Origin of the sequence: Mucilaginibacter xinganensis, assembly GCF_002257585.1 — a bacterium.
Taxonomy (GTDB): domain Bacteria; phylum Bacteroidota; class Bacteroidia; order Sphingobacteriales; family Sphingobacteriaceae; genus Mucilaginibacter; species Mucilaginibacter xinganensis.
This window is the reverse complement of record NZ_CP022743.1, coordinates 4,863,867-4,885,729: the sequence shown is the minus strand read 5'-3', so window position 1 is coordinate 4,885,729 and position 21,863 is coordinate 4,863,867. Positions and strand designations below refer to the sequence as shown.

At 42.9% G+C, this 21,863-nt stretch carries 21 protein-coding genes and 1 pseudogene; 13 read left to right on the top strand and 9 right to left on the bottom strand.

What is annotated here, in order from left to right:
* Positions 1–125: 125 nt before the first annotated feature.
* A complete protein-coding gene (locus tag MuYL_RS21275; RefSeq protein ID WP_157741027.1) occupies positions 126–2,024 on the top strand; it encodes a gliding motility-associated C-terminal domain-containing protein in 1,899 nt (632 codons plus the stop codon).
* A 124-nt stretch (positions 2,025–2,148) separates the two neighbouring features.
* Positions 2,149–2,856, top strand: coding sequence for a VIT1/CCC1 transporter family protein (locus MuYL_RS21270; RefSeq protein ID WP_245845671.1), 708 nt, complete (start codon positions 2,149–2,151; stop codon positions 2,854–2,856).
* 62 nt (positions 2,857–2,918) lie between these two features.
* On the opposite strand, the gene MuYL_RS21265 is transcribed toward MuYL_RS21270, so the two are convergent.
* Positions 2,919–3,443, bottom strand: a complete 525-nt coding sequence (locus tag MuYL_RS21265) for an NADPH-dependent FMN reductase (RefSeq protein ID WP_094573055.1) — start codon at positions 3,441–3,443, stop codon at positions 2,919–2,921.
* 294 nt (positions 3,444–3,737) lie between these two features.
* On the opposite strand from MuYL_RS21265, the gene MuYL_RS21260 reads away from it, so the two are divergent.
* The 6 genes from MuYL_RS21260 (at position 3,738) to lepB (MuYL_RS21235) (ending at position 9,762) form a co-directional block, all read left to right on the top strand.
* Positions 3,738–4,541, top strand: coding sequence for a ParA family protein (locus MuYL_RS21260; RefSeq protein WP_094572463.1), 804 nt, complete (start codon positions 3,738–3,740; stop codon positions 4,539–4,541).
* A 6-nt stretch (positions 4,542–4,547) separates the two neighbouring features.
* Entirely contained in the window at positions 4,548–5,462 is a 915-nt protein-coding gene (locus MuYL_RS21255) for a ParB/RepB/Spo0J family partition protein (RefSeq protein ID WP_094572462.1), read from the top strand.
* 39 nt (positions 5,463–5,501) lie between these two features.
* Complete coding sequence (locus MuYL_RS21250) at positions 5,502–6,197, top strand: DUF5683 domain-containing protein (protein WP_094572461.1); 696 nt, start codon at positions 5,502–5,504, stop codon at positions 6,195–6,197.
* An 80-nt stretch (positions 6,198–6,277) separates the two neighbouring features.
* Complete coding sequence (gene dapB, locus MuYL_RS21245; protein WP_094572460.1) at positions 6,278–7,027, top strand: 4-hydroxy-tetrahydrodipicolinate reductase; 750 nt, start codon at positions 6,278–6,280, stop codon at positions 7,025–7,027.
* A gap of 134 nt (positions 7,028–7,161) precedes the next feature.
* Positions 7,162–8,310, top strand: a complete 1,149-nt coding sequence (lepB, locus tag MuYL_RS21240; protein WP_094572459.1) for a signal peptidase I — start codon at positions 7,162–7,164, stop codon at positions 8,308–8,310.
* Positions 8,311–9,762 carry a signal peptidase I gene (gene lepB / locus MuYL_RS21235; RefSeq protein WP_245845669.1) on the top strand — a complete coding sequence of 484 codons (1,452 nt, stop codon included), beginning with the start codon at positions 8,311–8,313 and terminating at the stop codon, positions 9,760–9,762.
* A 45-nt stretch (positions 9,763–9,807) separates the two neighbouring features.
* Here lepB (MuYL_RS21235) and MuYL_RS21230 read toward each other — a convergent pair whose 3' ends face one another.
* The 8 genes and pseudogenes from MuYL_RS21230 to rpmB all read right to left on the bottom strand — a co-directional run bounded on the left by MuYL_RS21230 (position 9,808) and on the right by rpmB (position 16,439).
* Entirely contained in the window at positions 9,808–10,881 is a 1,074-nt protein-coding gene (locus MuYL_RS21230) for an Ldh family oxidoreductase (RefSeq protein ID WP_094572457.1), read from the bottom strand.
* A 26-nt stretch (positions 10,882–10,907) separates the two neighbouring features.
* Positions 10,908–11,444 (bottom strand): annotated as a pseudogene (locus MuYL_RS23675) (RBBP9/YdeN family alpha/beta hydrolase).
* An 11-nt stretch (positions 11,445–11,455) separates the two neighbouring features.
* Entirely contained in the window at positions 11,456–13,048 is a 1,593-nt protein-coding gene (gene bshC / locus MuYL_RS21220; protein WP_317043860.1) for a bacillithiol biosynthesis cysteine-adding enzyme BshC, read from the bottom strand.
* 133 nt (positions 13,049–13,181) lie between these two features.
* Positions 13,182–14,516: a 30S ribosomal protein S12 methylthiotransferase RimO gene (gene rimO, locus MuYL_RS21215; protein ID WP_094572455.1), complete on the bottom strand. Its 1,335-nt coding sequence runs from the start codon at positions 14,514–14,516 to the stop codon at positions 13,182–13,184.
* Positions 14,517–14,626: 110 nt separating this feature from the next.
* The gene (gene ftsY, locus MuYL_RS21210) at positions 14,627–15,592 is read right to left on the bottom strand and encodes a signal recognition particle-docking protein FtsY (RefSeq protein WP_094572454.1); all 966 of its coding nucleotides are present in this window, start codon (positions 15,590–15,592) and stop codon (positions 14,627–14,629) included.
* Between the two features lie 160 nt (positions 15,593–15,752).
* Positions 15,753–15,914: a DUF4295 domain-containing protein gene (locus tag MuYL_RS21205; protein ID WP_094572453.1), complete on the bottom strand. Its 162-nt coding sequence runs from the start codon at positions 15,912–15,914 to the stop codon at positions 15,753–15,755.
* A 37-nt stretch (positions 15,915–15,951) separates the two neighbouring features.
* Positions 15,952–16,134, bottom strand: coding sequence for a 50S ribosomal protein L33 (rpmG, locus tag MuYL_RS21200; protein ID WP_094572452.1), 183 nt, complete (start codon positions 16,132–16,134; stop codon positions 15,952–15,954).
* Positions 16,135–16,205: 71 nt separating this feature from the next.
* Positions 16,206–16,439, bottom strand: a complete 234-nt coding sequence (gene rpmB, locus MuYL_RS21195) for a 50S ribosomal protein L28 (protein WP_094572451.1) — start codon at positions 16,437–16,439, stop codon at positions 16,206–16,208.
* A gap of 393 nt (positions 16,440–16,832) precedes the next feature.
* Here rpmB and acs point away from each other — a divergent pair, with 393 nt between their 5' ends.
* The 5 genes from acs to lpxB all read left to right on the top strand — a co-directional run bounded on the left by acs (position 16,833) and on the right by lpxB (position 21,826).
* Positions 16,833–18,746 carry an acetate--CoA ligase gene (acs, locus tag MuYL_RS21190; protein WP_094572450.1) on the top strand — a complete coding sequence of 638 codons (1,914 nt, stop codon included), beginning with the start codon at positions 16,833–16,835 and terminating at the stop codon, positions 18,744–18,746.
* Between the two features lie 113 nt (positions 18,747–18,859).
* Complete coding sequence (locus MuYL_RS21185) at positions 18,860–19,045, top strand: CsbD family protein (protein ID WP_094572449.1); 186 nt, start codon at positions 18,860–18,862, stop codon at positions 19,043–19,045.
* Between the two features lie 196 nt (positions 19,046–19,241).
* On the top strand, positions 19,242–20,015 hold the full coding sequence (surE, locus tag MuYL_RS21180; protein ID WP_094572448.1) for a 5'/3'-nucleotidase SurE: 774 nt from the start codon (positions 19,242–19,244) through the stop codon (positions 20,013–20,015).
* Positions 20,016–20,453: 438 nt separating this feature from the next.
* A complete protein-coding gene (locus MuYL_RS21175) occupies positions 20,454–20,717 on the top strand; it encodes a hypothetical protein (protein WP_094572447.1) in 264 nt (87 codons plus the stop codon).
* The gene (lpxB, locus tag MuYL_RS21170) at positions 20,714–21,826 is read left to right on the top strand and encodes a lipid-A-disaccharide synthase (protein ID WP_094572446.1); all 1,113 of its coding nucleotides are present in this window, start codon (positions 20,714–20,716) and stop codon (positions 21,824–21,826) included. Before MuYL_RS21175 ends, lpxB begins: the two co-directional genes overlap by 4 nt.
* Positions 21,827–21,863 lie beyond the last annotated feature (37 nt).

Below are 21,863 nucleotides of genomic sequence, written 5' to 3'. Positions count from 1 at the left end.
AGTTTTTCTAAATTTTCTCCATGGGACTGTGTAATTACACTACTTTTGAATTTAAACCAATCCCAGGCGTTATTTTCCTGTTGATGAGACCTATTTGGCTAAAATTATTTTTTCTGGTAACAGGTATGGCGTTTGCTCTGCAGGGCTTGGCGCAGGTTTGCACCGGCAGTCTGGGTGATCCGGTCATTAACCAGGATTTTGGTTCAGGTACTGGACAGGGGACAGGGTTAGGCACAGGCGTAACCAATTATAATTTTGTTGGGAATGACTGCCCCGATGACGGAAGCTACACCATAGCCAGCCACACCGATGGCTGCTTTGCCAATACCTGGCATGCTTTAGGAACCGATCATACCGGAAATCCAAACGGTTATATGATGATTGTAAACGCATCAAACAATCCCGGCTTGTTTTACACGCAAAAGGCAGACGCTGGTCAGCTTTGCCCCAATACCACCTACGAATTTGCAGCCTATATCGTTAATCTAATCCTTCCCTCGGCCTGCGGTGGCGCTTCTACCCGGCCTAATATTACTTTTTCTATTGAAACCACTACCGGCGAGGTCCTTAAGACCTATAATACGGGCGATATTGTGCCAACGGACGATGTTAAATGGAAACAATATGGAACATTTTTCACTACGCCTGCAAATGTTACCAGCGTTATTGTAAAAATGATAAACAACGCTCCTGGTGGATGCGGTAACGATCTGGCACTGGATGATATTACCTTCCGCGCCTGTGGGCCGCTTATTCAATCAGGTTTCGGAACGTCAACCGGGCAGCCTTCACAGGAATTGTGCGAAGGGCAAACGGCTACCTATACACTAAAGGCAAGTGTTACCGGCAATAATCCGGTGCTGCAATGGCAGGTTAATACGAACGGGAGTGGGTGGACAGATATAGGAGGCGCAAATACCAATGCTTATTTTCCATCATTTAATAACGCAATTAAAGGTGTTTATCAATACCGGCTTGGCGTGTCAAACGGTTCGGATATTTCATCGGTTAATTGCCGGGTTTACTCGCCGCCTTTAACCGTTAATGTAATTCCGCTGCCAGTAGTGCGACCGATTGACCCTCAAATATTTTGTGAGGGAAATCAGCTGACGCTGACAGCTACTGGCGGCGTAACTTACGTTTGGTCGGGGCCTAACCTTGCATCAACAACTCAAAATCCGCTTGTAATTAACAATGTTACCCGGGCAAATGAAGGTATTTATACAGTGGTAGCAACATCTGATAGAGGATGCTCCGCCGCACCTGTACATGTACAGGTTAAAATTGCACCAAAAATTGTAGCTGGCATTAGTAATAATATTGCAGTTTGTGCAGGTGAGGGCACACAACTCAGCGCTTCTGGAGGTTTGTACTATAAATGGACACCGTCCACTGGGTTGGATCACGATGATATCCCCAATCCGGTAGCAAGGCCGCTTGAAACTACAACTTACAATGTTGATGTTAGTAATGATGGGTGTAACGATGATTCAAAAACAGTAACCGTAACCGTTAGACAAAATCCGGTTGCCGATGGTGGTGGCAATAAAAACATCTTTCAGGGGCAGTCGGTAAAGCTGAACGGAATCATAAAGGGAGATGAAATTACCAATGTTTATTGGACACCAGCAACTGCGCTTGATAATCCTAACTTATTAACCCCCACCGCTAGTCCGGCTGATGATATTACTTATACCCTGCATATAGTGTCACAAAATTGTGGTACCGTTAGCAGCAATGTTTTTGTGCGGGTTTATAAGAAAATAACCGTGCCTAATGCATTCTCACCAAATAACGATGGCGTTAATGATACCTGGAATATAGAGGCTTTAATAACGTACCCCGAAAGTAGTATTATGGTTTTTAATAGATATGGCCAAAAAGTATATCAAAGTACAGGTTACGCTAAAGCCTGGGACGGTAAATATAATGGCGCGGTCCTGCCCGGAGGGACCTATTACTACATCATTGACCTTAAAAATAATACGCCAAAGCGTTCAGGGTGGGTATATATTTTACGGTGAGTAGGGCTTTTTGACTCACTGGTTATTTCGCGAAAATAAAATTCAAGTCTTTTATTTATAAAATTCAGCAGCATTTAATTAAGACTAATCATAAATTGTGCATTTATAATGATGGTGTTCCGCTATGGTTGTACATTTAGCAATGCATCATGAACAACATTTAAAAAGCTCCGATACTATTCGTGATATCGTTATCGGCATGTCCGATGGATTAACCGTTCCTTTTGCGCTTGCCGCCGGCTTGAGCGGTGCAGTGAATTCTTCGGGAATTGTAGTAACAGCTGGTATAGCCGAAATTGTTGCCGGTTCTATTGCCATGGGGCTTGGTGGTTTTTTGGCCGGACGCACAGAATCTGATCACTACACATCTGAACTAAAGCGCGAGTATGAAGAAATTGAACGGGTACCCGAGCAGGAAAAGCAGGAAGTAAGAGAGGTGTTTGCTGATTTTGGGCTGTCTGAACATTTGCAGCATCAAATCGCAGATGAAATGGCAAAAGATAAAGACAAGTGGGTTGATTTTATGATGCGGTATGAACTTGGCCTGGAAAAACCACTGGCCAACCGCGCTACCCAAAGCGCAATAACTATAGGTGTTTCCTACATTGTTGGCGGTATTATTCCGCTTTCACCCTATTTTTTTGAGCATGATTCGCAAACTGCATTATATTATTCCTGCGGTATAACGATGGTTTGCCTGTTTGTTTTCGGATATTTCAAAAGCAAAGTTACAGGGCAGCCTGCATTTTTAGGCGCAGTTAAGGTGCTGTTTATTGGCGCCCTGGCAGCTGCCGCTGCGTTTATAATGGCTAAATTGATTAATGCAGCGTAACGTTTTACTATACAAGCCTGCCAAAACTCAGAAAGGCAGGCAAAATTACCGGGGACGATAATTTAGAACAAAATAAATTTATCCATTTGCTCATCGGTAAACTTTAGGGTGTCAGGTTGAAAGAGCTTATTATCAGCATCAAACTCTTTGTTGATGCTGCCGATGTGGATTTTTAACGGCATTACCTGCAGGTGCATATAATGGCACACACCGGTAAAATGATCAATGCCGCGAATGTTGCCATACTTGCCGGATGACAAACCAGTAAGTGCTGCTTTTTTGTCGTAAAAGCTTTCGGGAAAATCGCAGGCATCCATAAAAACTTTTAAAACGCCCGGGAAACTACCGTTGTACTCAGGGATAATAAACAAGAATTTTTCTGTTTGCGAAACAATATCCTGTACGGGCTGAAACGCGGCACTGCGTTTACCGTACAGGTCGCTTTCAATAATATTTGCCGGTAATTGACTAAGTGAAAGTATACCTGCAACGCAACCTTTTTCCTTCAACCTTTGCTGGTAATATTGCGCCAGTTTATAAGTTGAACTGTTGGGGCGATTTGTGGATGATATGATGGTAGTAAGCATTGATTTAAACGGCATGTAGTGAATAGTGATATTTATTCACAGCAGAACAAAGTAAACAAATAATCATGTAAACACTTACGAAGTTTTGTAATCTTAGAGATGATAAATAAGTTTTTATAAAATATTTCTTTGCATTAGGCCTTAACTTTGTTTGTAAATAGGCAAAACCTGTGGATTTCTGAATTATTTAAATCTGTATCTTTATCGCGCACCAAAAAGTTTAGGAAAGTATAAAGTTCAGTTCCTATATTTCGTTGCTATTAAAACCCATTTATAAATTTTTTAACATATAAAATGAGTAAAATTATTGCTTTGGCCAATCAAAAAGGCGGTGTGGGTAAAACTACATCATCCATAAACCTGGCCGCAAGTTTAGCCGTATTGGAGTTTAAAACATTATTGGTTGACGCCGATCCGCAAGCTAATTCAACCTCGGGTATTGGGTTTGATCCAAGGAATATAAAGAATAGCATTTACGAGTGCATTATAAATCAGATCGATCCCCGCGAGGCTATTCAGAAAACCGACACGCCTAATCTCGACCTCCTGCCGGCACATATTGACCTGGTAGGTGCCGAGATTGAAATGATAAATCTTACCGATCGTGAATATAAAATGAAGGCGGTGCTTAACAGTATTCGTGATGATTATGACTTCATTATCATTGACTGTTCACCATCATTAGGTTTGATCACTATAAATGCTTTAACAGCTGCCGATTCTGTTATTATCCCGGTACAATGCGAGTATTTTGCGTTGGAAGGTTTGGGCAAGCTGTTAAACACCATAAAAATTGTTCAATCAAGGTTAAACCCAAAACTGGAGATAGAAGGTATTTTATTAACCATGTATGATGTAAGGCTGCGCTTGTCTAACCAGGTGGTTGAAGAGGTTAGAAGCCACTTTGAAGATATGGTATTTGATACCATTATTCAGCGTAATACACGATTGAGCGAGGCACCAAGTTTTGGAATTTCGGTGATTATGCATGATGCCACCAGTAAAGGCGCCATCAATTATTTAAACCTGGCCCGCGAGATTTTACGCAAGAATGGTTTGGTTAAAGAAGAAACCACCACAAACACAGCGATAGTATAATAAAAGATGAGTGCAGAAAAAAGAAACGCATTAGGAAGAGGATTAAGTGCATTGTTGAATGACTCGGAAAGTGTTAACCAAAATCAAAATCACAATAAGGCAAGTGTTTTATCAGAACCTGCAGGTAACAACCCTGGTTCAGTAAACGAGATAAAATTATCAGAGATAGAGGTTAACCCCTTTCAGCCCCGTACGGATTTTGACCAGCAGGCCCTGGCTGAACTGGCCGATTCTATAAAATTGCAGGGGCTTATCCAGCCCATTACGGTTAGGCGTTTAAATGCCCACAGTTACCAGCTGATCTCGGGCGAGCGCCGCTTTCGTGCTTCAAAACTAGCAGGCTTAACACAGATCCCTGCCTATATCCGCTCTGCCAATGATCAGCAGATGCTGGAAATGGCGCTTATTGAAAATATTCAGCGTGAAGACCTGAATGCCATTGAAGTGGCTATAAGCTTGCAGCGCATGCTGGAAGAATGCAGCCTTAAACAGGAAGAGTTAGGTGTGCGGGTAAGTAAAAACCGTTCAACCGTAACCAATTACCTGCGCTTGTTGAAGCTGCCGCCCGCTATCCAGAAATCCATTCGTGATAATGAGATAACTATGGGCCATGCCAGGGCGCTGATAACCATTGATGACCCCGCCAAACAAATATATCTGCATCAACATATTATTCAACAGGGTTTATCCGTTCGTAAAACAGAAGAACTGGTTCGTGAAATGCAAAGGTCTCCTATAAAAAAGGAAGGAAAACAACCTGAGCCGATCTCTTTCCAGGTTCAAAAAATACAGGATGACCTGGCCTCTAAATTTAGCACCCGGGTTAAATTGAAAATAGCCGGGCAGGGCCGGGGTACTATTGAGATCCCTTTTCTATCAGAAAGCGATCTTAACCGTATCCTCGAAATTATGGATTGGTAAACTTCATCCCTTTGAATCAAAAGGTTTTTAATATAACAGATGTATAAATATTTGCTGACTATCTGGCTTCTGGCCGGATTTATTTTTACTGCAAGGGCTCAAAACCCTGATACAACAGGTAAAATAGTTGTAAAAAGTAAAATGGATACGCTTAAAGCCAGCCGGCAGGACACTGATGTGGTACAGTCTAAGGTGCCCAAAATTCGTAAGGCAAAAGTTTACCATCCCGATACTTTGCATAGCCCGCATAAGGCAGTAATGAGGTCGTTAATTATTCCGGGCTGGGGGCAGGTATATAATCATAAGATCTGGAAAGTGCCGATTATATATGGTGTGCTTGGTTCATTTGGGGCAGGTATTGCCTTCAACGCAAAATATTATAAGGAATTTTTGCAGCTGTCTATATACCGGAATCATTTGGTTGTACCCGCTCCCGGAGATCCTTACTATGCGGAATACATGCAATATAAGGCGGCAAACGTCCAGGATCAGGCGATTTATGATGCCAAAGACGCTTATCGCCGTAACCGCGACCTATGCATACTGGGTGCTGTTGTTTTTTGGGGCATTAATGCGGTTGACGCTTATATTGATGCAAAATTTATTCACAGCTATACCCTCGATAATAACTTTTCGATGCGGGTTACTCCCGGACTGATCAATCAGCCGGTTACCTATGCCCAAACTTCTGCTTTTTCATATATTCCCGGGATAAAAATTACCTTTACGCTTTGATAATTATCCAGGCTGCTTATCTTGCTTAATAATCAATTAGTATGTTTGTTAGCATTATATCAAAACAATAAAAAATCAGCATGAAGATTGCGTTATTAGGATACGGAAAGATGGGCAAGATCATTGAAAAGATAGCTACCGACCGTAAGCATGAAATAGTATTAAAAATTGACCAGGATAACCAGCATGAACTTACGGCTGAAAACCTGCAACTGGCAGATGTTGCAATAGAGTTTAGCACCCCTCACACCGTACTGGGTAATATTGAGCATTGCCTTAACGCGGGCGTGCCTGTTATTGTGGGTACAACCGGCTGGTACAGCAACATACAACAATTAAAAGAACAATATGAGCGCAGCAGTACAGCTATGCTGTATGCCACAAACTTTAGTGTGGGTGTAAACATATTTTTCCATGTAAACAAGGTGCTTGCAAAGCTGATGAATAACTACCCGTATTATGATGTGCAGATAGAAGAGATCCACCATACACAAAAACTCGATTCGCCAAGCGGTACCGCTATTACCATTGCAGAAGGAATTATTGATAACCTGGATTCAAAAAAAGACTGGGTGAATGTACTTACAGCGGATGGTGCTGAAAATAGCGATGATAATGTAAAAGGCGACCAGCTACTTATCGAATCGTTCCGGATTGACGGTGTGCCAGGAACACATACCGTTATTTATGATTCAGAGATCGACTCGATAGAATTTAAACATACCGCGCATAACCGCAATGGCTTCGCATTGGGTGCCGTTTTGGCCGCTGAGTGGATCCAGGGAAAAACCGGGTTTTATTCGGTTAATGATATGTTTGACTTTAAATAAAATATAACAACGCAAGAGCGGGTAACCAATGTCAAAAGATCATTACACAGCCGAACACTAAGTTTTTCGTCCTGATTGTTGATTTCCTGGGTCACCGCTCTTAAAACTGATAATAAATTCCCAATATTGTAAACATGAACTGGAAATTCTGGAGTAAAAAGAAAGATACCCCCAAAAAGAAGAAAAGCGCAGTGCGCGAATGGACCGATGCTATTGTTTTTGCGGTGATAGCAGCAACGCTGATTCGTACGTTTTTTATAGAAGCCTATGTAATCCCCACACCTTCCATGGAAAGATCGCTGCTTGTTGGCGACTTTTTATTTGTAAGCAAGGTTAACTACGGCGCCCGCACACCTATAACGCCAATAGCGTTTCCGTTTGCACACCACACCATGCCGCTTATTAATACCAAGGCTTATTGGGACGGCATACAACTCCCTTACTACCGCCTGCCGGGCTTAAGCGATGTAAAAAAAGGCGATGTGGTAGTGTTTAATTATCCTATGGATGCGGATTCGCCATTTTACAGACCGGTTGACAAACGTGAAAACTTTATAAAACGTTGCCAGGGCGCACCTGGCGATACTTTAAGCGTTGTTGACGGGCAGGTTTATGTTAACGGTAAAGCCGCCCCCAATCCTCCGGGCGAGCAAATGGAATACAGCTACAACACCAATGGCGTTGACCTTAACCCGCAAATTACTGACGAGTTGAAAATTACACTTTATGAAGGGCACAGCTACCAGGCGATGACAAAGGAAAGCGCCGATAAGTTAAAAAGCTATTCGAATATCAAATCGTTTAAACAAATCCTTTCGCAAAAAGGCGTAACTGATCCTAACGGACCGGTTTACCCTACAAACCCGGGGCACCCGGTTGGGCCACCAAACCTGATGCTCAACGGTAGGCAGCCCGATTTTAAATGGAGCGTGGATAATTACGGCCCTATAATCATCCCTAAAAAAGGCTGGACGGTAAAGTTGGACAGCATGACCTACCCGCTTTACGAGCGTTGTATCCGTACTTATGAAAATAGCAAAATAGAGGTTAAGGGTAGCGATATATTTATTAATGGCAAAAAAGCCGACAGCTATACCTTTAAAATGAATTACTTCTGGATGATGGGCGATAACCGTCACGATTCTGACGACTCGCGCTTTTGGGGATTTGTTCCCGAAGATCATATTGTGGGTAAAGCTTTATTTATTTGGATGAGCTGGGATGATACCGCATCATTCTTCAGCAAGATCCGCTGGAGCCGGTTGTTCAGAGGGATCAATTAATTGGAAACAACTACTTTACCGGGGATTTTTCTTGTCCTCGTTCCATCCATTGTTCTGTGTTTGGCAGGGCAATGGATGTTGTTTAAAAAAGCCGGCCGGCCCGGCTGGGAAGCACTCGTTCCGATATACTCTTTTTATATAATGTTAAGGTTAAGCGGCCGGCCAGCATGGTGGCTTATCTGGCTTGCGGTTCCTGTAATTAATGTAGTAGCCGGGATTGGTGTTTATATTGATTTTATTAAATCGTATGGCAAATTTAGCATCAGGCAGCAGGCGGCGGCATTTGTGTTGCCTTTTATTTACCTGCCTAAATGGGGCCTTGAAAAAAAAACCAAATACCTGGGACCATCGGCAAGCAGGGAGTTTAAAGAAATTCAACACGAAAACTTAACAAACTCTGCGGTACGGGAATGGTCTGGAGCTATTCTGTTCGCCACAGTTGCTGCAACGCTCATTCGATCGCTATTTATCGAGGCGTATGTGATCCCAAGCGGATCAATGGAAAGTTCGCTTTTAATTGGCGATTATTTATTTGTAAGCAAAATTAACTACGGTGCCCGCATGCCCATAACGCCGGTAGCTTTTCCTTTTGCCCATCATACCATGCCGCTTATAAATACCCCCGCCTATTGGGGCGGGATCAGGCTGCCGTATTTCCGCTTGCCGGGTATAACGCATGTTAAAAGGGGCGATGTGGTAGTTTTCAATTACCCGGTGGATGCGGACTCGCCATATTACCGCCCGGTTGATAAACGTGAAAATTTTATTAAGCGATGCCAGGCAGAACCCGGCGATACCCTGCGCTTAATAAATGCCCGGGTGTATATCAATGGCAAAATGATGAATGAACCTGCGGAGGCCCAACAGGCTTTTCTTGTAAACACTAATGGAGCTCCTGTTGACTCGCTGGTTTTAAGACAGCTGCATATTGAACAAAGCCAGCAATTTGGCAATGATAATTATGAAATGCTGATGACCCGGCAAGCTGCAAGAAAATTAGGGAGCTATAGCAACGTAAAAATTGTAAGGGAATATTTTCAGCCGCTTTATACCGCTGATCCGCGAATATTTCCCCACGATGATCATTTCAAATGGAACGTGGACAACCTTGGCCCGATCATCGTCCCTAAAAAAGGCTGGACAGTCATGCTGGATAGTTTAACTATCCCATTATACAAACGGGCTATTGAAGTTTATGAATATAATAAAGTGGCGATGTCAGGGAAAAATTTGATGATCAACGGTAGACTAGCCATGGCCTATACTTTTAAGCAGGATTATTACTGGATGATGGGAGATAATCGTCATAATTCAGAAGATTCCCGCTTTTGGGGCCTGGTGCCGGAAGATCATATTGTGGGCAAGGCTTTGTTTATCTGGATGAGTACCGACGAAACTGCCGGCTTTTTACATCAAACCAGGTGGAGCAGGATTTTCAGGTTGATAAAATAGTCTGTTGCCTTGTCGGGTTTTTAATATTACCTTAAATAACAAAATTTATAACTCTTCTATTCCGAACCTCTTCGCCAAGCCGTTCAAATCAGCAACCACAGCATCAACCAGCGGGATACCCTTAGTTTTTCTTTCTTTTGCCGCTTCCAGTTCCGGTTCGCCGGGGATAATGACTTTTTGGTCGGGATCAATGGTTGATGCTGATTTAAACCTGCCGATCCAGTTATCCATGTGTATTTTAAACTCGTCTACCGGGCGAAATCCATCTACCCGCATAGCACCTACAAAATGGCCTATCCCAAGCCCGACAGGATCTGCCGGTGGCTGTAAAAAAGCAACAAATGGCGGTACCCAGGGCCCGTAATTAGCCCCTGACAATACTGCTGAAAAAATATCGACCACGGCACTTAAGCCGAATCCCTTATGGCTGCCGTGTTCCTTATCACTGCCGAGCGGCAACAGTGATCCTCCGCTTTTTAAGGCATGCGGATCGGTAGTGTAATTTCCTTTTGCATCCTGGATCCACCCTTCCGGAACGGGTTTTCCGGCACGCTGGGCAATTTCCAGCTTACCGTTAGCGGCGGCCGATGTAGCCATATCAACCACAACCGGCGGGTACTTGCCGGCCGGGAAGGCATAGCACATTGGATTGGTGCCCAGCAGGCGTTCATTGGAGTACGTAGGGGCAACCAGCGGACTAGCATTGGTCATGGCAATGCCGATCATCTCTTTTTCAACAGCAAGTAAACTGTGATAACCCGCAATGCCGAAATGATTGGAATTTCGTACCGATACCCAGCCCGAGCCATACTGTCCGGCTTTTTGGATGGCCAGCCGCATTGCAAAGGGGGCCACCACCAGTCCAAGTCCCGCATCTCCGTCAACCGTGGCCGTGGTGGGCGTTTCATGAACGATGGTGATCTTAGGGTTGGTATTTATTCTTTTACTTTCCCAAAGGCGCACATAGCCTATCAGTCGTGCAACACCGTGCGAATCAATTCCCCGCAGGTCAGCCTGTAACAATACATCAGCAGCCAGCGAAGCATGTTCGTCACTGCAACCCATAGAAAGAAAGATCTTGTGTGTGAAACCGCGTAATGAAGATTCGGAGATAAGCATCTGCAAATATAGCAGTCAGGATGGTATTAGCTGTCCAGCCATTTCAATATCTCCAGGCCTTCATTCCATTCTCCAAAGCCGGATGCCACATTAATATGGCCCGCATCGCCAATATTCACCAGGTCGGCACCCCAACTTTCCGCAAAAAGCGTGGCACGCTCATAGGTTACATAATAATCATTAGTGCTTGCCACAACTATTGATTTGAACGGAAGTGTAAACAAGGGTACAGGTTTAAAGCCGCTGGTTCCGGGCGGGTAGGTATCCGCTTCTGTGTCACTTGGGCCAACTAACAGGGCAGCTTTAATTTTAACGTTGAATTTTTACGCCCAATAGGCAATGGTGGTACATGCCAGGCTATGCCCAACCAGGATCACATTGGCCGGGTCGTATTTGCTGACTTCGTTATTAATTGACTCAATCCAGTCATCACAAACGGGAGTATCCCATTCCTGCTGTTCAACCCGCTTAAAATTAAACTTGTTTTCCCAGACAGACTGCCAATGCTGCGGTCCTGAGTTGCCAAGACCGGGGATGATGAGGATGGTAGATTGGAAGGTCATATAAAAGTATCTTATTTCTCCGTCAACACGGTAAAATTAAAATCCAACGGTTCAAAGTGGCGCACAAGCTCATCAATAAAATCCCGGCCCCATTTTACATAAAACAGTCCAAAATTTTCAGTTCGTTCCTGCAGGCTGTTTTTTGGGAAAATATCACTTTTAATATGTTCAACCTGCTCCAACCGGATATGATAGTTGCGCTTTTCAGCCTTTACCAGTTTTTTCTCCAGGTTATCAATGGCATGTTTCAGCCTGGCCTGTACCGCTTCGGCAGATGGGGCCAAAGTATTATCAATTTTATAGGCCCGTAGTTTTATCTTTTCAAAAACGCTGGTTAGTTCGCGCCATTCTTCAGCAAGCGTTAAATTGTGCGCGCTATGTTTTTTTACCCAATCGTTTTTAATATCGTCGCTGCTTTTAAATAAATCGGCAGGCTGCAGCTCCATTTTAGCAATTTTCGATGCCGTTTCCTTATTGATCACCAGTCCCGAATTGCGCAGGATAAGGATAGGGAAGTCAACTTTATAGTGCTCAAAGTTTGATTTTAGTTCCAGCCAGTAAACCACTTCGGCACCGCCGCCTATATAGGCTATGTTTGGAAGAATGTATTCCTGGTAAAGCGGGCGCATTACAACATTAGGACTAAATCGTTCCGGATAAAGGTTTATTTCGGCTTTTAATTCTGATTCGGTAAAGCTGATCTCGCTGTTTAATACCTTGTAGGTGTCGTGTTCAAAAACTATACGCTCGCGCAATCCGTCCATCAGGTAAAAGAAATTGATCTCGCGGGGATTTACCTGGATGTGTACACCTATCTCGTGCAATTTTTTATTAGTATCATCAATATGCTTAAAGCTGTTTTGCTCAATAATGTCCTGTTCAATTACTGGTGCAAATGATTGCTTAAAGCGATGATCATCCGCATCAATAATAACCAGGCCATACCGGCCAAACAAAGCGTTAACCAGGTAACGGGTAGCGTCAGCAAGTTTATCAAATTTGGTGTAGGCAGTTTCTACAATTTCGGCAAGTTCATTGGCATGGCGTTCAATTCCCAGAGCGCCTTTATACTGGTTAAGTGCCTGGCGCATGGTATCCGGGTTAATCCTGCCCGTAGCGCCCGATGCTTCGTACCACCAGTGTACTTTTTTACCGCCTATGTTGGTGTAGTTAATTTCGGCAAAGTCATGATCTTCCGACGCCATCCAGTAAACCGGAACAAAATCCTTGTCGGGGAATTGTTCTTTTAACTGGCCGGCTAACTTAATGGCGGTAACAATTTTGTAAATAAAGTATAGCGGGCCGGCAAATATGTTAAGCTGGTGCCCGGTTGTAATGGTGTAGGAATTACTGTTGTTTAAAAGGGAAATGTTGTGTTGAACCTCATCCGCCGTGGGCATATGGAGGTATTGATCAGCCAGTACTTTAACAAGAACGGAACGGTCCGCAATAACTTTTTTGTTTTTAAGCAGTGCGGCAAATCCGCTCAGATCCGGGCGGTAACCATAATATGGGCGAAGTGCAGGGACATCGTCCAGGTAATCAATAACCGTTTGGGAAAAAAATCCCGTGTCTTTGTAGTTTATACAGGCTGAGTCCATCATTTGATTTAGGATGCAGGATATTATATCCGGACTTAGGGGAACCCGGTATAAGCATCAAGCTGCCATCCACTGTTAAGCTGTCGAATTTATACTTTAAAATTATAAAATAAACATCCGATAAATCAAAAGGGGTTTATTTTACAATATGTCCATAAAGATCAAAGTCTTCAGCTGTGTCAATTTTTACATTAACAAAGCTGCCAACGGTGGCATAATCAATGCTGGCGTCAATTAACACCTCGTTATCCACTTCAGGCGAATCATATTCCGTACGGCCAACAAAGTAAGCGCCATCTTTTTTATCAACCAAAACTTTATAGGTATTGCCGATTTTTTCCTGGTTCTTATCAAAAGAAATGCCTTGTTGAATTTCCATTATGGCATCGGCTCTTTGCTGTTTTACTTCTTCTGGCACATCATCAACCAATGCATAGGCATGTGTTTTTTCTTCGTGCGAGTAGGTGAAACAGCCTAAACGGTCGAATTTGGTATCCTCAACCCATTGCTGCATTTCTTCAAAATCTTTTTCAGTTTCGCCCGGGTAGCCTGTTATCAACGTGGTACGCATGGCTATGCCGGGTACTTTATCACGAATCTGGTTTACTACGTCAATAGTTTTTTGTTTGGTGATACCGCGGCGCATGGATTTAAGCATATCATCGCTGATGTGCTGCAACGGCATATCCATGTATTTACAGATGTTGTCGCGCTCGTTCATCACATCCAGGATCTCGATAGGGAAGCCTGAAGGGTATGCATACTGCAGCCTGATCCATTCAATACCATTAACATCAGATAAACGGCGAAGCAGCTCATCCAGGTTACGTTTGCCATACAGGTCGAGCCCGTAATAGGTTAGGTCCTGTGCAATCAGTATCAGTTCCTTTGTGCCGTTTTTAGCTAAAGCTTGTGCATCTTTAACCAGTTGGTCAATAGGTGAACTTAAGTGCTTGCCTCTCATTAGCGGGATGGCGCAAAATGAGCAGGGGCGATTACAGCCTTCGGCTATTTTAAAGTAGGCAAAATGTTTTGGAGTGGTTAACAGTCGTTCGCCAATCAGCTCATGCTTATAATCGGCACCAACAGAACTTAATAGGTTTTGCAGGTCATTAGTGCCAAACCACGAATCTACATTAGCTATCTCTGCTTCAAGTTCCGGTTTGTAGCGTTCAGAAAGGCAGCCGGTAACAATTACTTTGCCAACTTTACCCTGTTCTTTAAGCTCGCTGTATTGTAAAATCGTATCTATAGATTCTTGCTTGGCATTGTCAATAAATCCGCAGGTATTAATTACAATAATATCATTGCTATTTACCTTCTCCGCCTCGTGCACCACATCAAAATGGTTGCCTTTCAGCTGTCCCATCAGGATCTCGGAATCGTATATGTTTTTGCTACAGCCTAAAGTAACTACATTTACACGTGGCTTACTGGTAACCGCAGGAGTGCTAATTGATTTTGTCCTCATCACTTATCTAAAGCGTCATTGCGAGGAACGAAGGGACCGCTGAACTATTCAGAGCGGCTCTGCAGGCCAAAGGCTGCTTCGTTTCTTTCAAGGACGGTGTTATTTAATTTTTATTGTTTAAAAAGGCTGTTCACGAACTCCTGCCTGTCAAACAACTGCAAATCGTTCATGCTTTCACCAACACCTATATATTTTACCGGGATCTTAAACTGATCCGAAATTCCAATCACTACACCGCCTTTTGCCGTACCATCAAGCTTGGTTAGAGCCAGCGCATTAACATCGGTAGCCTCAGTAAATTGCTTGCATTGCTCAATTGCATTTTGCCCGGTTGAAGCATCCAATACCAGTAATATTTCATGCGGGGCACCGGGAACAACCTTTTGCATCACATTCTTGATCTTGGTAAGCTCGTTCATCAGGCCCACTTTGTTGTGTAAGCGGCCGGCAGTATCAATAATTGCTACATCATCGCCATTAGCAACCGCTGAACGCAACGTATCATAAGCAACCGAGGCAGGGTCAGACCCCATAGCCTGTGCCACAACTTTTACACCCACGCGTTCGCCCCAAAGTTGAATTTGCGCAACAGCCGCGGCACGAAAGGTATCAGCCGCCCCTAATACCACTTTGTTTCCGGCCTGCTTAAGCTTATGCGCCAGTTTGCCAATGGTAGTGGTTTTACCTACGCCATTTACACCCACAACCATTATTACATAGGGCTTGTGGCTGCCATATTCAAAGTTTGTAAAGTCGTTACTGTTGTTTTCGGCCAGTAGTTGCTGAATTTCATCCTTTAAAAGACTATTCAGCTCAGATGTGCCGATGTATTTATCCCGGGCAACCCGCGCCTGGATGCGCTCAATAATTTTCAGCGTGGTTTTAACGCCAACGTCTGACGTTACCAGTACCTCTTCCAGGTCATCAAGCACGTCATCATCAACGCTTGATTTTCCGGCTATTACCTTGGTTATTTTTGAAAAAAAGTTATCCTTTGTTTTTTCTAAACCGGTATCCAGCGCTTCCTGTTCTTGCGGAGTGCTTTCCTTTTTTTTGAAAAAATCAAATAATCCCATATCTTTTATTGTGCAAGTGTATAGCTATGCAAATGTGCGGATTTAATACCTGATGATTGTAACGGTACAGACATAATCAATAGCACATCAAAATTGCCTCAACAAAAAAAGCCTTCCCGTATAAACAAGATGGCTTTTATATTTTGATCAAAAATTGTTATTATAATTTGCCGGCTATCGCATCCTTAACAAAATCGTTAGCTACGATTTGTTCTTTGAATGAGTAAGCACCAGTACGTGGTGACTTAGCCATTGTAATAACTTTTGAAAACTCTTTGCCTTTACCTGCTACTTTTAGCGTTGCAACTACTTTCTTTGCCATGTTTTTTTAATTAGCGTTATTAGTAAACTAGTAACAATTACTTAATCTCTTTGTGAACAGTTACTTTTCTTAAAACCGGGTTGAATTTTCTCATTTCCAGTCTTTCTGTCGTATTTTTCTTGTTCTTGGTAGTAATGTAACGAGACATACCAGGCATTCCGCTTGTTTTGTGCTCGGTGCATTCTAAAATTACCTGAACTCTATTGCCTTTCTTAGCCATTTCCTTTTATGTTTATGGTTATAATTAAATGCTGTAACAATCGCTTGTCACTAACCTTTAATTATAACCTATTAAATGTATCCTTTTTTTACAAATTTATTGATACAAGCAGTTATACCGTTTTTGCTGATAGTTTTAACAGCTGAAGTGGATACCTTTAAGGTTATCCATTTATCTTCCTCAGGAATATAAAACTTCTTAAGTTTTAAGTTTGGATGAAATCTGCGTTTGGTTTTAACGTTTGAGTTAGAAACGTTGTTACCTACTAAAGATCCTTTTCCTGTTAGATCACAAATTCTTGACATGACAAATCTTTTTAATTATCCCTTTTTGTAAAGAGTTTGCAAATATCAGGATTTTATGTGAAATAGGCAATACTGTTTTAAAATATTTTTTCAAATTGTTTTAGAGGGATAGTTTTGCACATAATTAAGGTTAGTAGTACTATGCATTAAATTAATAAAAGTTGACTTCACTGCGAAAGTGATCTGCTTTTTATAAATCCGAATCGCCTTGTTTACAGGATGTTAATGATGTTAGGGAAAATATAAATAAAACGGTTACTGTTCCAGCCTGCACGGTGGCGAATATCAGCAGGAACGAGGTTATTTTAAACTTCTTAAAATATTTTAAAAAGCTTTGATTTATTATTCGCTTCACACAAAAATTACTAATTTACGCCACCAATTTCATAGATAATGAAAACCTCAATGAAGATCTCCTCTTTTGAAGAATACAAACAAGTTTATCAGCAAAGCGTGGAGCATCCCGAACAGTTTTGGGAAAGCATAGCCAACAATTTTTTGTGGCGTAAAAAATGGGATAAAGTGCTTGATTGGAATTTTAAAGATCCCTCTATTAAATGGTTCCAGGGTGCAAAACTTAATATTACGGAGAATTGCCTGGACCGCCATTTGGAAGCACTGGGTGATAAACCTGCTATTTTATGGGAACCCAACGATCCGCAGGAACATCACCGGGTATTAACCTACCAGCAGTTGTATGACAAGGTTTGCCAGTTTGCCAACGTTCTGAAAAACAACGGTGCAAAAAAAGGCGACCGGATCTGTATCTATATGCCCATGGTGCCTGAGCTGGCCATCGCGGTGCTGGCCTGCGCCCGCATCGGCGCTGTTCATTCTGTGGTATTTGGTGGCTTTTCGGCGCAATCTATTGCCGACAGGATCAATGACGCTGCCTGTAAGCTGATCATTACCGCTGATGGTGGTTTTCGGGGTAACAAGCCAATTCCTTTAAAAAATATTATTGACGATGCGCTGGTGCAATGCCCTACAATTGAAAGGGTTATTGTGCTTACCCGCAGCCGTACCCCGGTTTCAATGATCAAGGGCCGTGATGTTTGGTGGGAAGATGAGATCCAGAAGATAGAAACCCAGGGAAATTTAGAATGCCCGCCCGAAGTGATGGATGCCGAGGATATGCTGTTCATCCTTTACACATCAGGTTCAACCGGAAAGCCAAAAGGTGTAGTACATACCTGTGGCGGTTATATGGTTTATACCGGCTATACATTTGCCAATGCGTTTCAGTACGAGCCGGGTGAAGTTTACTTTTGTACAGCTGATATCGGCTGGATCACCGGCCACTCCTATATTGCTTACGGGCCGTTAAGCCAGGGCGCAACTACGGTAATGTTCGAGGGAATTCCTTCCTGGCCAACTCCGGGGCGCTTTTGGGATATTGTTGAAAAATACGAAGTTAATATACTTTATACCGCACCTACGGCTATCCGCTCATTAATGAGCTTTGGCGATGACGTATTAAAAGGAAAGAATTTTAGTTCGTTAAGAAAATTGGGTTCCGTGGGCGAGCCTATAAACGAGGAGGCCTGGCATTGGTTTGATGAAAAGATAGGTATGGGCAAATGCCCTATTGTTGATACCTGGTGGCAGACAGAAACAGGCGGATTTATGATCTCGCCGATAGCTGGTATTACGCCAACAAAACCCGGGTATGCTACTTTGCCATTGCCCGGTGTACAGCCGGTGCTGGTTGACGAGAATGGGAATATAGTTGAAGGCAACGGCGTTAGCGGTAATTTATGTATCCGCTTTCCGTGGCCGGGAATGTTACGCACCACCTATGGTGATCATGAACGCTGCCGTACAACCTATTTTGCAACTTATGAGAATTTATACTTTACTGGAGATGGCTGCTTACGCGATGAAGATGGTTATTATAGGATTACCGGGCGTGTTGATGACGTGCTCAATGTGTCGGGACACCGCATTGGCACTGCCGAGGTAGAGAATGCCATTAATATGCACAGCAGCGTAGTGGAATCAGCAGTGGTGGGTTACCCGCATGATATAAAAGGGCAGGGTGTTTATGCTTTTGTGGTTTGTCCTAATAAGCATGGCGATGACGAACTTGCGCGTAAGGATATCATCATGACGGTATCGCGCATCATTGGCGCTATTGCAAAACCGGATAAGATCCAGTTTGTAAGCGGCTTGCCGAAAACACGTTCCGGAAAGATCATGCGGCGGATCTTAAGGAAAATTGCAGAAGGTGATACCAGTAACCTGGGTGACACGTCAACCTTGCTTGATCCAGCTGTGGTGGATGAAATTAAAGAAGGTGCGCTATAGTTTAAGCTGTTTGATGGTTTTGGCTACCGATCTTTGCCATCCTGTTTTGCTTTTCTAAAAACCAATTAATGTCCGGGATGTTATAATACTATACATCTTAAATAAAAAACATCATGGACAAATTAGAATTAAAAGGCGGCTGGAACGTGGTTAAAGGTAAAATAAAACAAGCCTACGGTGATCTTACTGACGATGACCTGGTGCATGAAGAAGGTAAGGATGATGAAACCTTAGGAAAGCTTCAGCAAAAAACGGGTAAATCCCGCGATGAACTGGTAAAATGGATCAATAGCTTATAATAAGCTTGATATCAAAGGTTAGGGGAGGCAAAAAGCTTCCCTTTTTTTGTTACAACTATTGGCCGACATATAAGTCAACAAGGGTTAATTTCTTTCTTTTAAGCAGCAAGCTTAAATCAAATATAACTAATTTTGGCACTGTTTAGAAACACTGGCCTGTAATGGCTTTCAAGTCTTTAAATAATAAATCAGCTTAATGAAAAAATCCAAACCCACCATTCTTGTAGTAAATGACGACGGAATAACCGCCCCCGGAATAAAGGCGTTAATGGATGCCATGGCCGAAATTGGCAGGGTTGTAGTAGTAGCGCCGGACAGCCCACAGTCAGGAATGGGGCACGCTATAACAATAGGCAAACCCCTGCGGTTAGACCAGGTAGATATTTATGAGGGGATGGAAATGTATCGCTGCTCCGGCACACCGGTAGATTGCGTTAAGCTCGCTGTAAATAAGATCTTTAAAGGCAAAAAGCCAGACCTGTGTGTGTCAGGTATTAACCACGGACTAAATAATTCGATTAATATCCTTTACTCGGGGACTATGTCAGCAGCTGTTGAGGGCGCTATTGAAAGTATCCCGTCAATCGGATTTTCATTAGACGATTATACGTTACAGGCAGATTTCTCGCACTGTATAAAATACGTGAAGGAACTTGCACAGCAGGTTTTAGATAACGGCTTGCCTACTGCCACGTTGTTAAATGTAAATTTTCCGGCTGGTGCGCACATAAAAGGAATAAAGATCTGCCGCCAGGCCAACGCCAAATGGGCCGAGGAGTTTGATGAGCGCATGGATCCGCACAAGCGGCCGTATTACTGGTTAACCGGTGTTTTTCAAATGAACGACAACGGGGAAGAAACGGATGTTTGGGCATTGGAGCATCACTATGTATCTGTAGTGCCGGTGCAGTTTGATATGACGGCTCACCATGCCATACCTGTTTTAAATAGCTGGGAGTTTAAGGTATAAGTGTTTACAAGGGTGGGATGTATCCGCTGGCAAACCTCGTTAGCAAATCTTTCAACTCGCCTTTGCATTTTGTAATGGTTGATACTTATGGTGGTAAACGCTCCTCTTATTAATTGTCTTTAAATAGTTCATCGTTAAAAGCTAAATTAGCGCAAATTTTAATTAACGTAAGTTCGACTACAGGCTGGCAGTGTAGTATTTGATTATCAGTTACTTACAACTGTTTTGTTTTTGGAACAAAGTGAAATAGTTGATAATCAGCATGTTTCACTTTGTTCCAGGTGTTCCACTTACAAAAATGGAACACTTTGTTGGCATGAAACATAAACCTGCGCCTCGGCTTACGGTGCTGAAGAAGGGTTGGTTTAAGTTAAGGTGACCGTTCGCGGGTGTCGAACCCAAGTTAATTGCATATTTTCTTTTGGACATTTGCATCTTATGTTAAACAAAAATGGTTTTTTTACAGGTGTTTTAGCGGGTATAATCTTCCCGGTAATTGCATGGATTACTGCTTATTACTTCAGCTACAACATATATATCATTAACAAGCCGGCGCTTCCGTTCTTTGTAGCTATTGCGCTTAACCTTATTATGATGCGGATATTGCTTAAAAAGGAGTTTGATCAAACTGCCCGGGGTATAATGCTCGCTACGTTTATTGTGATGCTGCTGGTATTCATCTTTAAAGTTCACCTGCGATGAAATATTACCTGGTAGCCGGCGAAGCTTCGGGCGATTTGCACGGGGCTAATTTGATGAAAGCCTTAAAGGAGAAAGATCCACAGGCCGAATTTCGTTTTTTTGGCGGTGACCTGATGCAGGCGGAAGGCGGCACCCTGGTAAAGCATTATGCCGATATGGCCTTTATGGGATTTATTGAGGTAGCGCTTAACCTGAATGCTATCTTAAAAAACCTGAAGTTTTGCAAGGCTGATATTGGAGCCTGGCAGCCGGATGTTTTGATATTGATAGATTTTCCGGGCTTTAATTTAAAGATTGCGGAATTTGCCAAAAATAATAACCTGCTGGTTTGCTATTATATCTCGCCAAAGGTTTGGGCCTGGAACCAAAAACGGGTGCTTAAAATTAAACGCATAGTTGATCACCTGTTTTGTATCCTCCCATTTGAAGTCGATTTTTATAGGGCCTGGGGAATGGAGGTTGACTATGTAGGTAATCCGTTGCTTGATGCCGTTGCTGATTTTAAGCCGGATGAAAATTTTATAAAAAACAATAGCCTGTCATCAAAAAAAATAATTGCCTTGCTTCCTGGTAGTCGCAAGCAGGAGATCAGCCGTTTATTGCCTGCAATGCTGGGTGTAACAGGTCAATTCCCGGATCACCAGTTCGTGATTGCAGGTGCACCATCCTTTAATAAGGGCTATTACAATCAGTTTTTAGAAGGGAAAAACATCCCGGTTTTGTTTAATTCAACTTACGATCTGCTCTACAATTCTGCTGCTGCCATTGTCGCCTCCGGAACGGCAACGTTGGAAACCGCTTTGTTTAATGTGCCGCAGGTAGTAGTTTACAAGGGGCACCCGATATCCATCGGCATTGCCCGCATGGTAGTTAAAATAAAATTCATCTCGCTGGTTAACCTGATTATGGATAGTTTGGTAGTGAAGGAACTAATTCAGGCGGACTGTTCTGCCTTGAAAATTACCGAGGAACTGAACGCAATCATCGATAATAAAACTTATCGCCTGCAGATGCTGGCTAACTATGATAAGCTCGACGAAAAAATGGGTAAACCCGGCGCTTCAGCCCAAACTGCCGAACTGATTATAAAATACGCCACAAAAAAATAGAGCCCTGCAAAATTGCAAAGCTCTATCGTTTTCACAG

Bases quoted from the DNA above. Each gene is read 5' to 3' on its own strand.
- MuYL_RS21275 (WP_157741027.1), top strand. From the start codon at position 126: ATGGCGTTTGCTCTGCAGGGCTTGGCGCAGGTTTGCACCGGCAGTCTG.
- MuYL_RS21270 (WP_245845671.1), top strand. From the start codon at position 2,149: ATGGTTGTACATTTAGCAATGCATCATGAACAACATTTAAAAAGCTCC.
- MuYL_RS21265 (WP_094573055.1), bottom strand. From the start codon at position 3,443: ATGCTTACTACCATCATATCATCCACAAATCGCCCCAACAGTTCAACT.
- MuYL_RS21260 (WP_094572463.1), top strand. From the start codon at position 3,738: ATGAGTAAAATTATTGCTTTGGCCAATCAAAAAGGCGGTGTGGGTAAA.
- MuYL_RS21255 (WP_094572462.1), top strand. From the start codon at position 4,548: ATGAGTGCAGAAAAAAGAAACGCATTAGGAAGAGGATTAAGTGCATTG.
- MuYL_RS21250 (WP_094572461.1), top strand. From the start codon at position 5,502: ATGTATAAATATTTGCTGACTATCTGGCTTCTGGCCGGATTTATTTTT.
- dapB (WP_094572460.1), top strand. From the start codon at position 6,278: ATGAAGATTGCGTTATTAGGATACGGAAAGATGGGCAAGATCATTGAA.
- lepB (WP_094572459.1), top strand. From the start codon at position 7,162: ATGAACTGGAAATTCTGGAGTAAAAAGAAAGATACCCCCAAAAAGAAG.
- MuYL_RS21230 (WP_094572457.1), bottom strand. From the start codon at position 10,881: ATGCTTATCTCCGAATCTTCATTACGCGGTTTCACACACAAGATCTTT.
- bshC (WP_317043860.1), bottom strand. From the start codon at position 13,048: ATGATGGACTCAGCCTGTATAAACTACAAAGACACGGGATTTTTTTCC.
- rimO (WP_094572455.1), bottom strand. From the start codon at position 14,516: ATGAGGACAAAATCAATTAGCACTCCTGCGGTTACCAGTAAGCCACGT.
- ftsY (WP_094572454.1), bottom strand. From the start codon at position 15,592: ATGGGATTATTTGATTTTTTCAAAAAAAAGGAAAGCACTCCGCAAGAA.
- MuYL_RS21205 (WP_094572453.1), bottom strand. From the start codon at position 15,914: ATGGCAAAGAAAGTAGTTGCAACGCTAAAAGTAGCAGGTAAAGGCAAA.
- rpmG (WP_094572452.1), bottom strand. From the start codon at position 16,134: ATGGCTAAGAAAGGCAATAGAGTTCAGGTAATTTTAGAATGCACCGAG.
- rpmB (WP_094572451.1), bottom strand. From the start codon at position 16,439: ATGTCAAGAATTTGTGATCTAACAGGAAAAGGATCTTTAGTAGGTAAC.
- acs (WP_094572450.1), top strand. From the start codon at position 16,833: ATGAAAACCTCAATGAAGATCTCCTCTTTTGAAGAATACAAACAAGTT.
- MuYL_RS21185 (WP_094572449.1), top strand. From the start codon at position 18,860: ATGGACAAATTAGAATTAAAAGGCGGCTGGAACGTGGTTAAAGGTAAA.
- surE (WP_094572448.1), top strand. From the start codon at position 19,242: ATGAAAAAATCCAAACCCACCATTCTTGTAGTAAATGACGACGGAATA.
- MuYL_RS21175 (WP_094572447.1), top strand. From the start codon at position 20,454: ATGTTAAACAAAAATGGTTTTTTTACAGGTGTTTTAGCGGGTATAATC.
- lpxB (WP_094572446.1), top strand. From the start codon at position 20,714: ATGAAATATTACCTGGTAGCCGGCGAAGCTTCGGGCGATTTGCACGGG.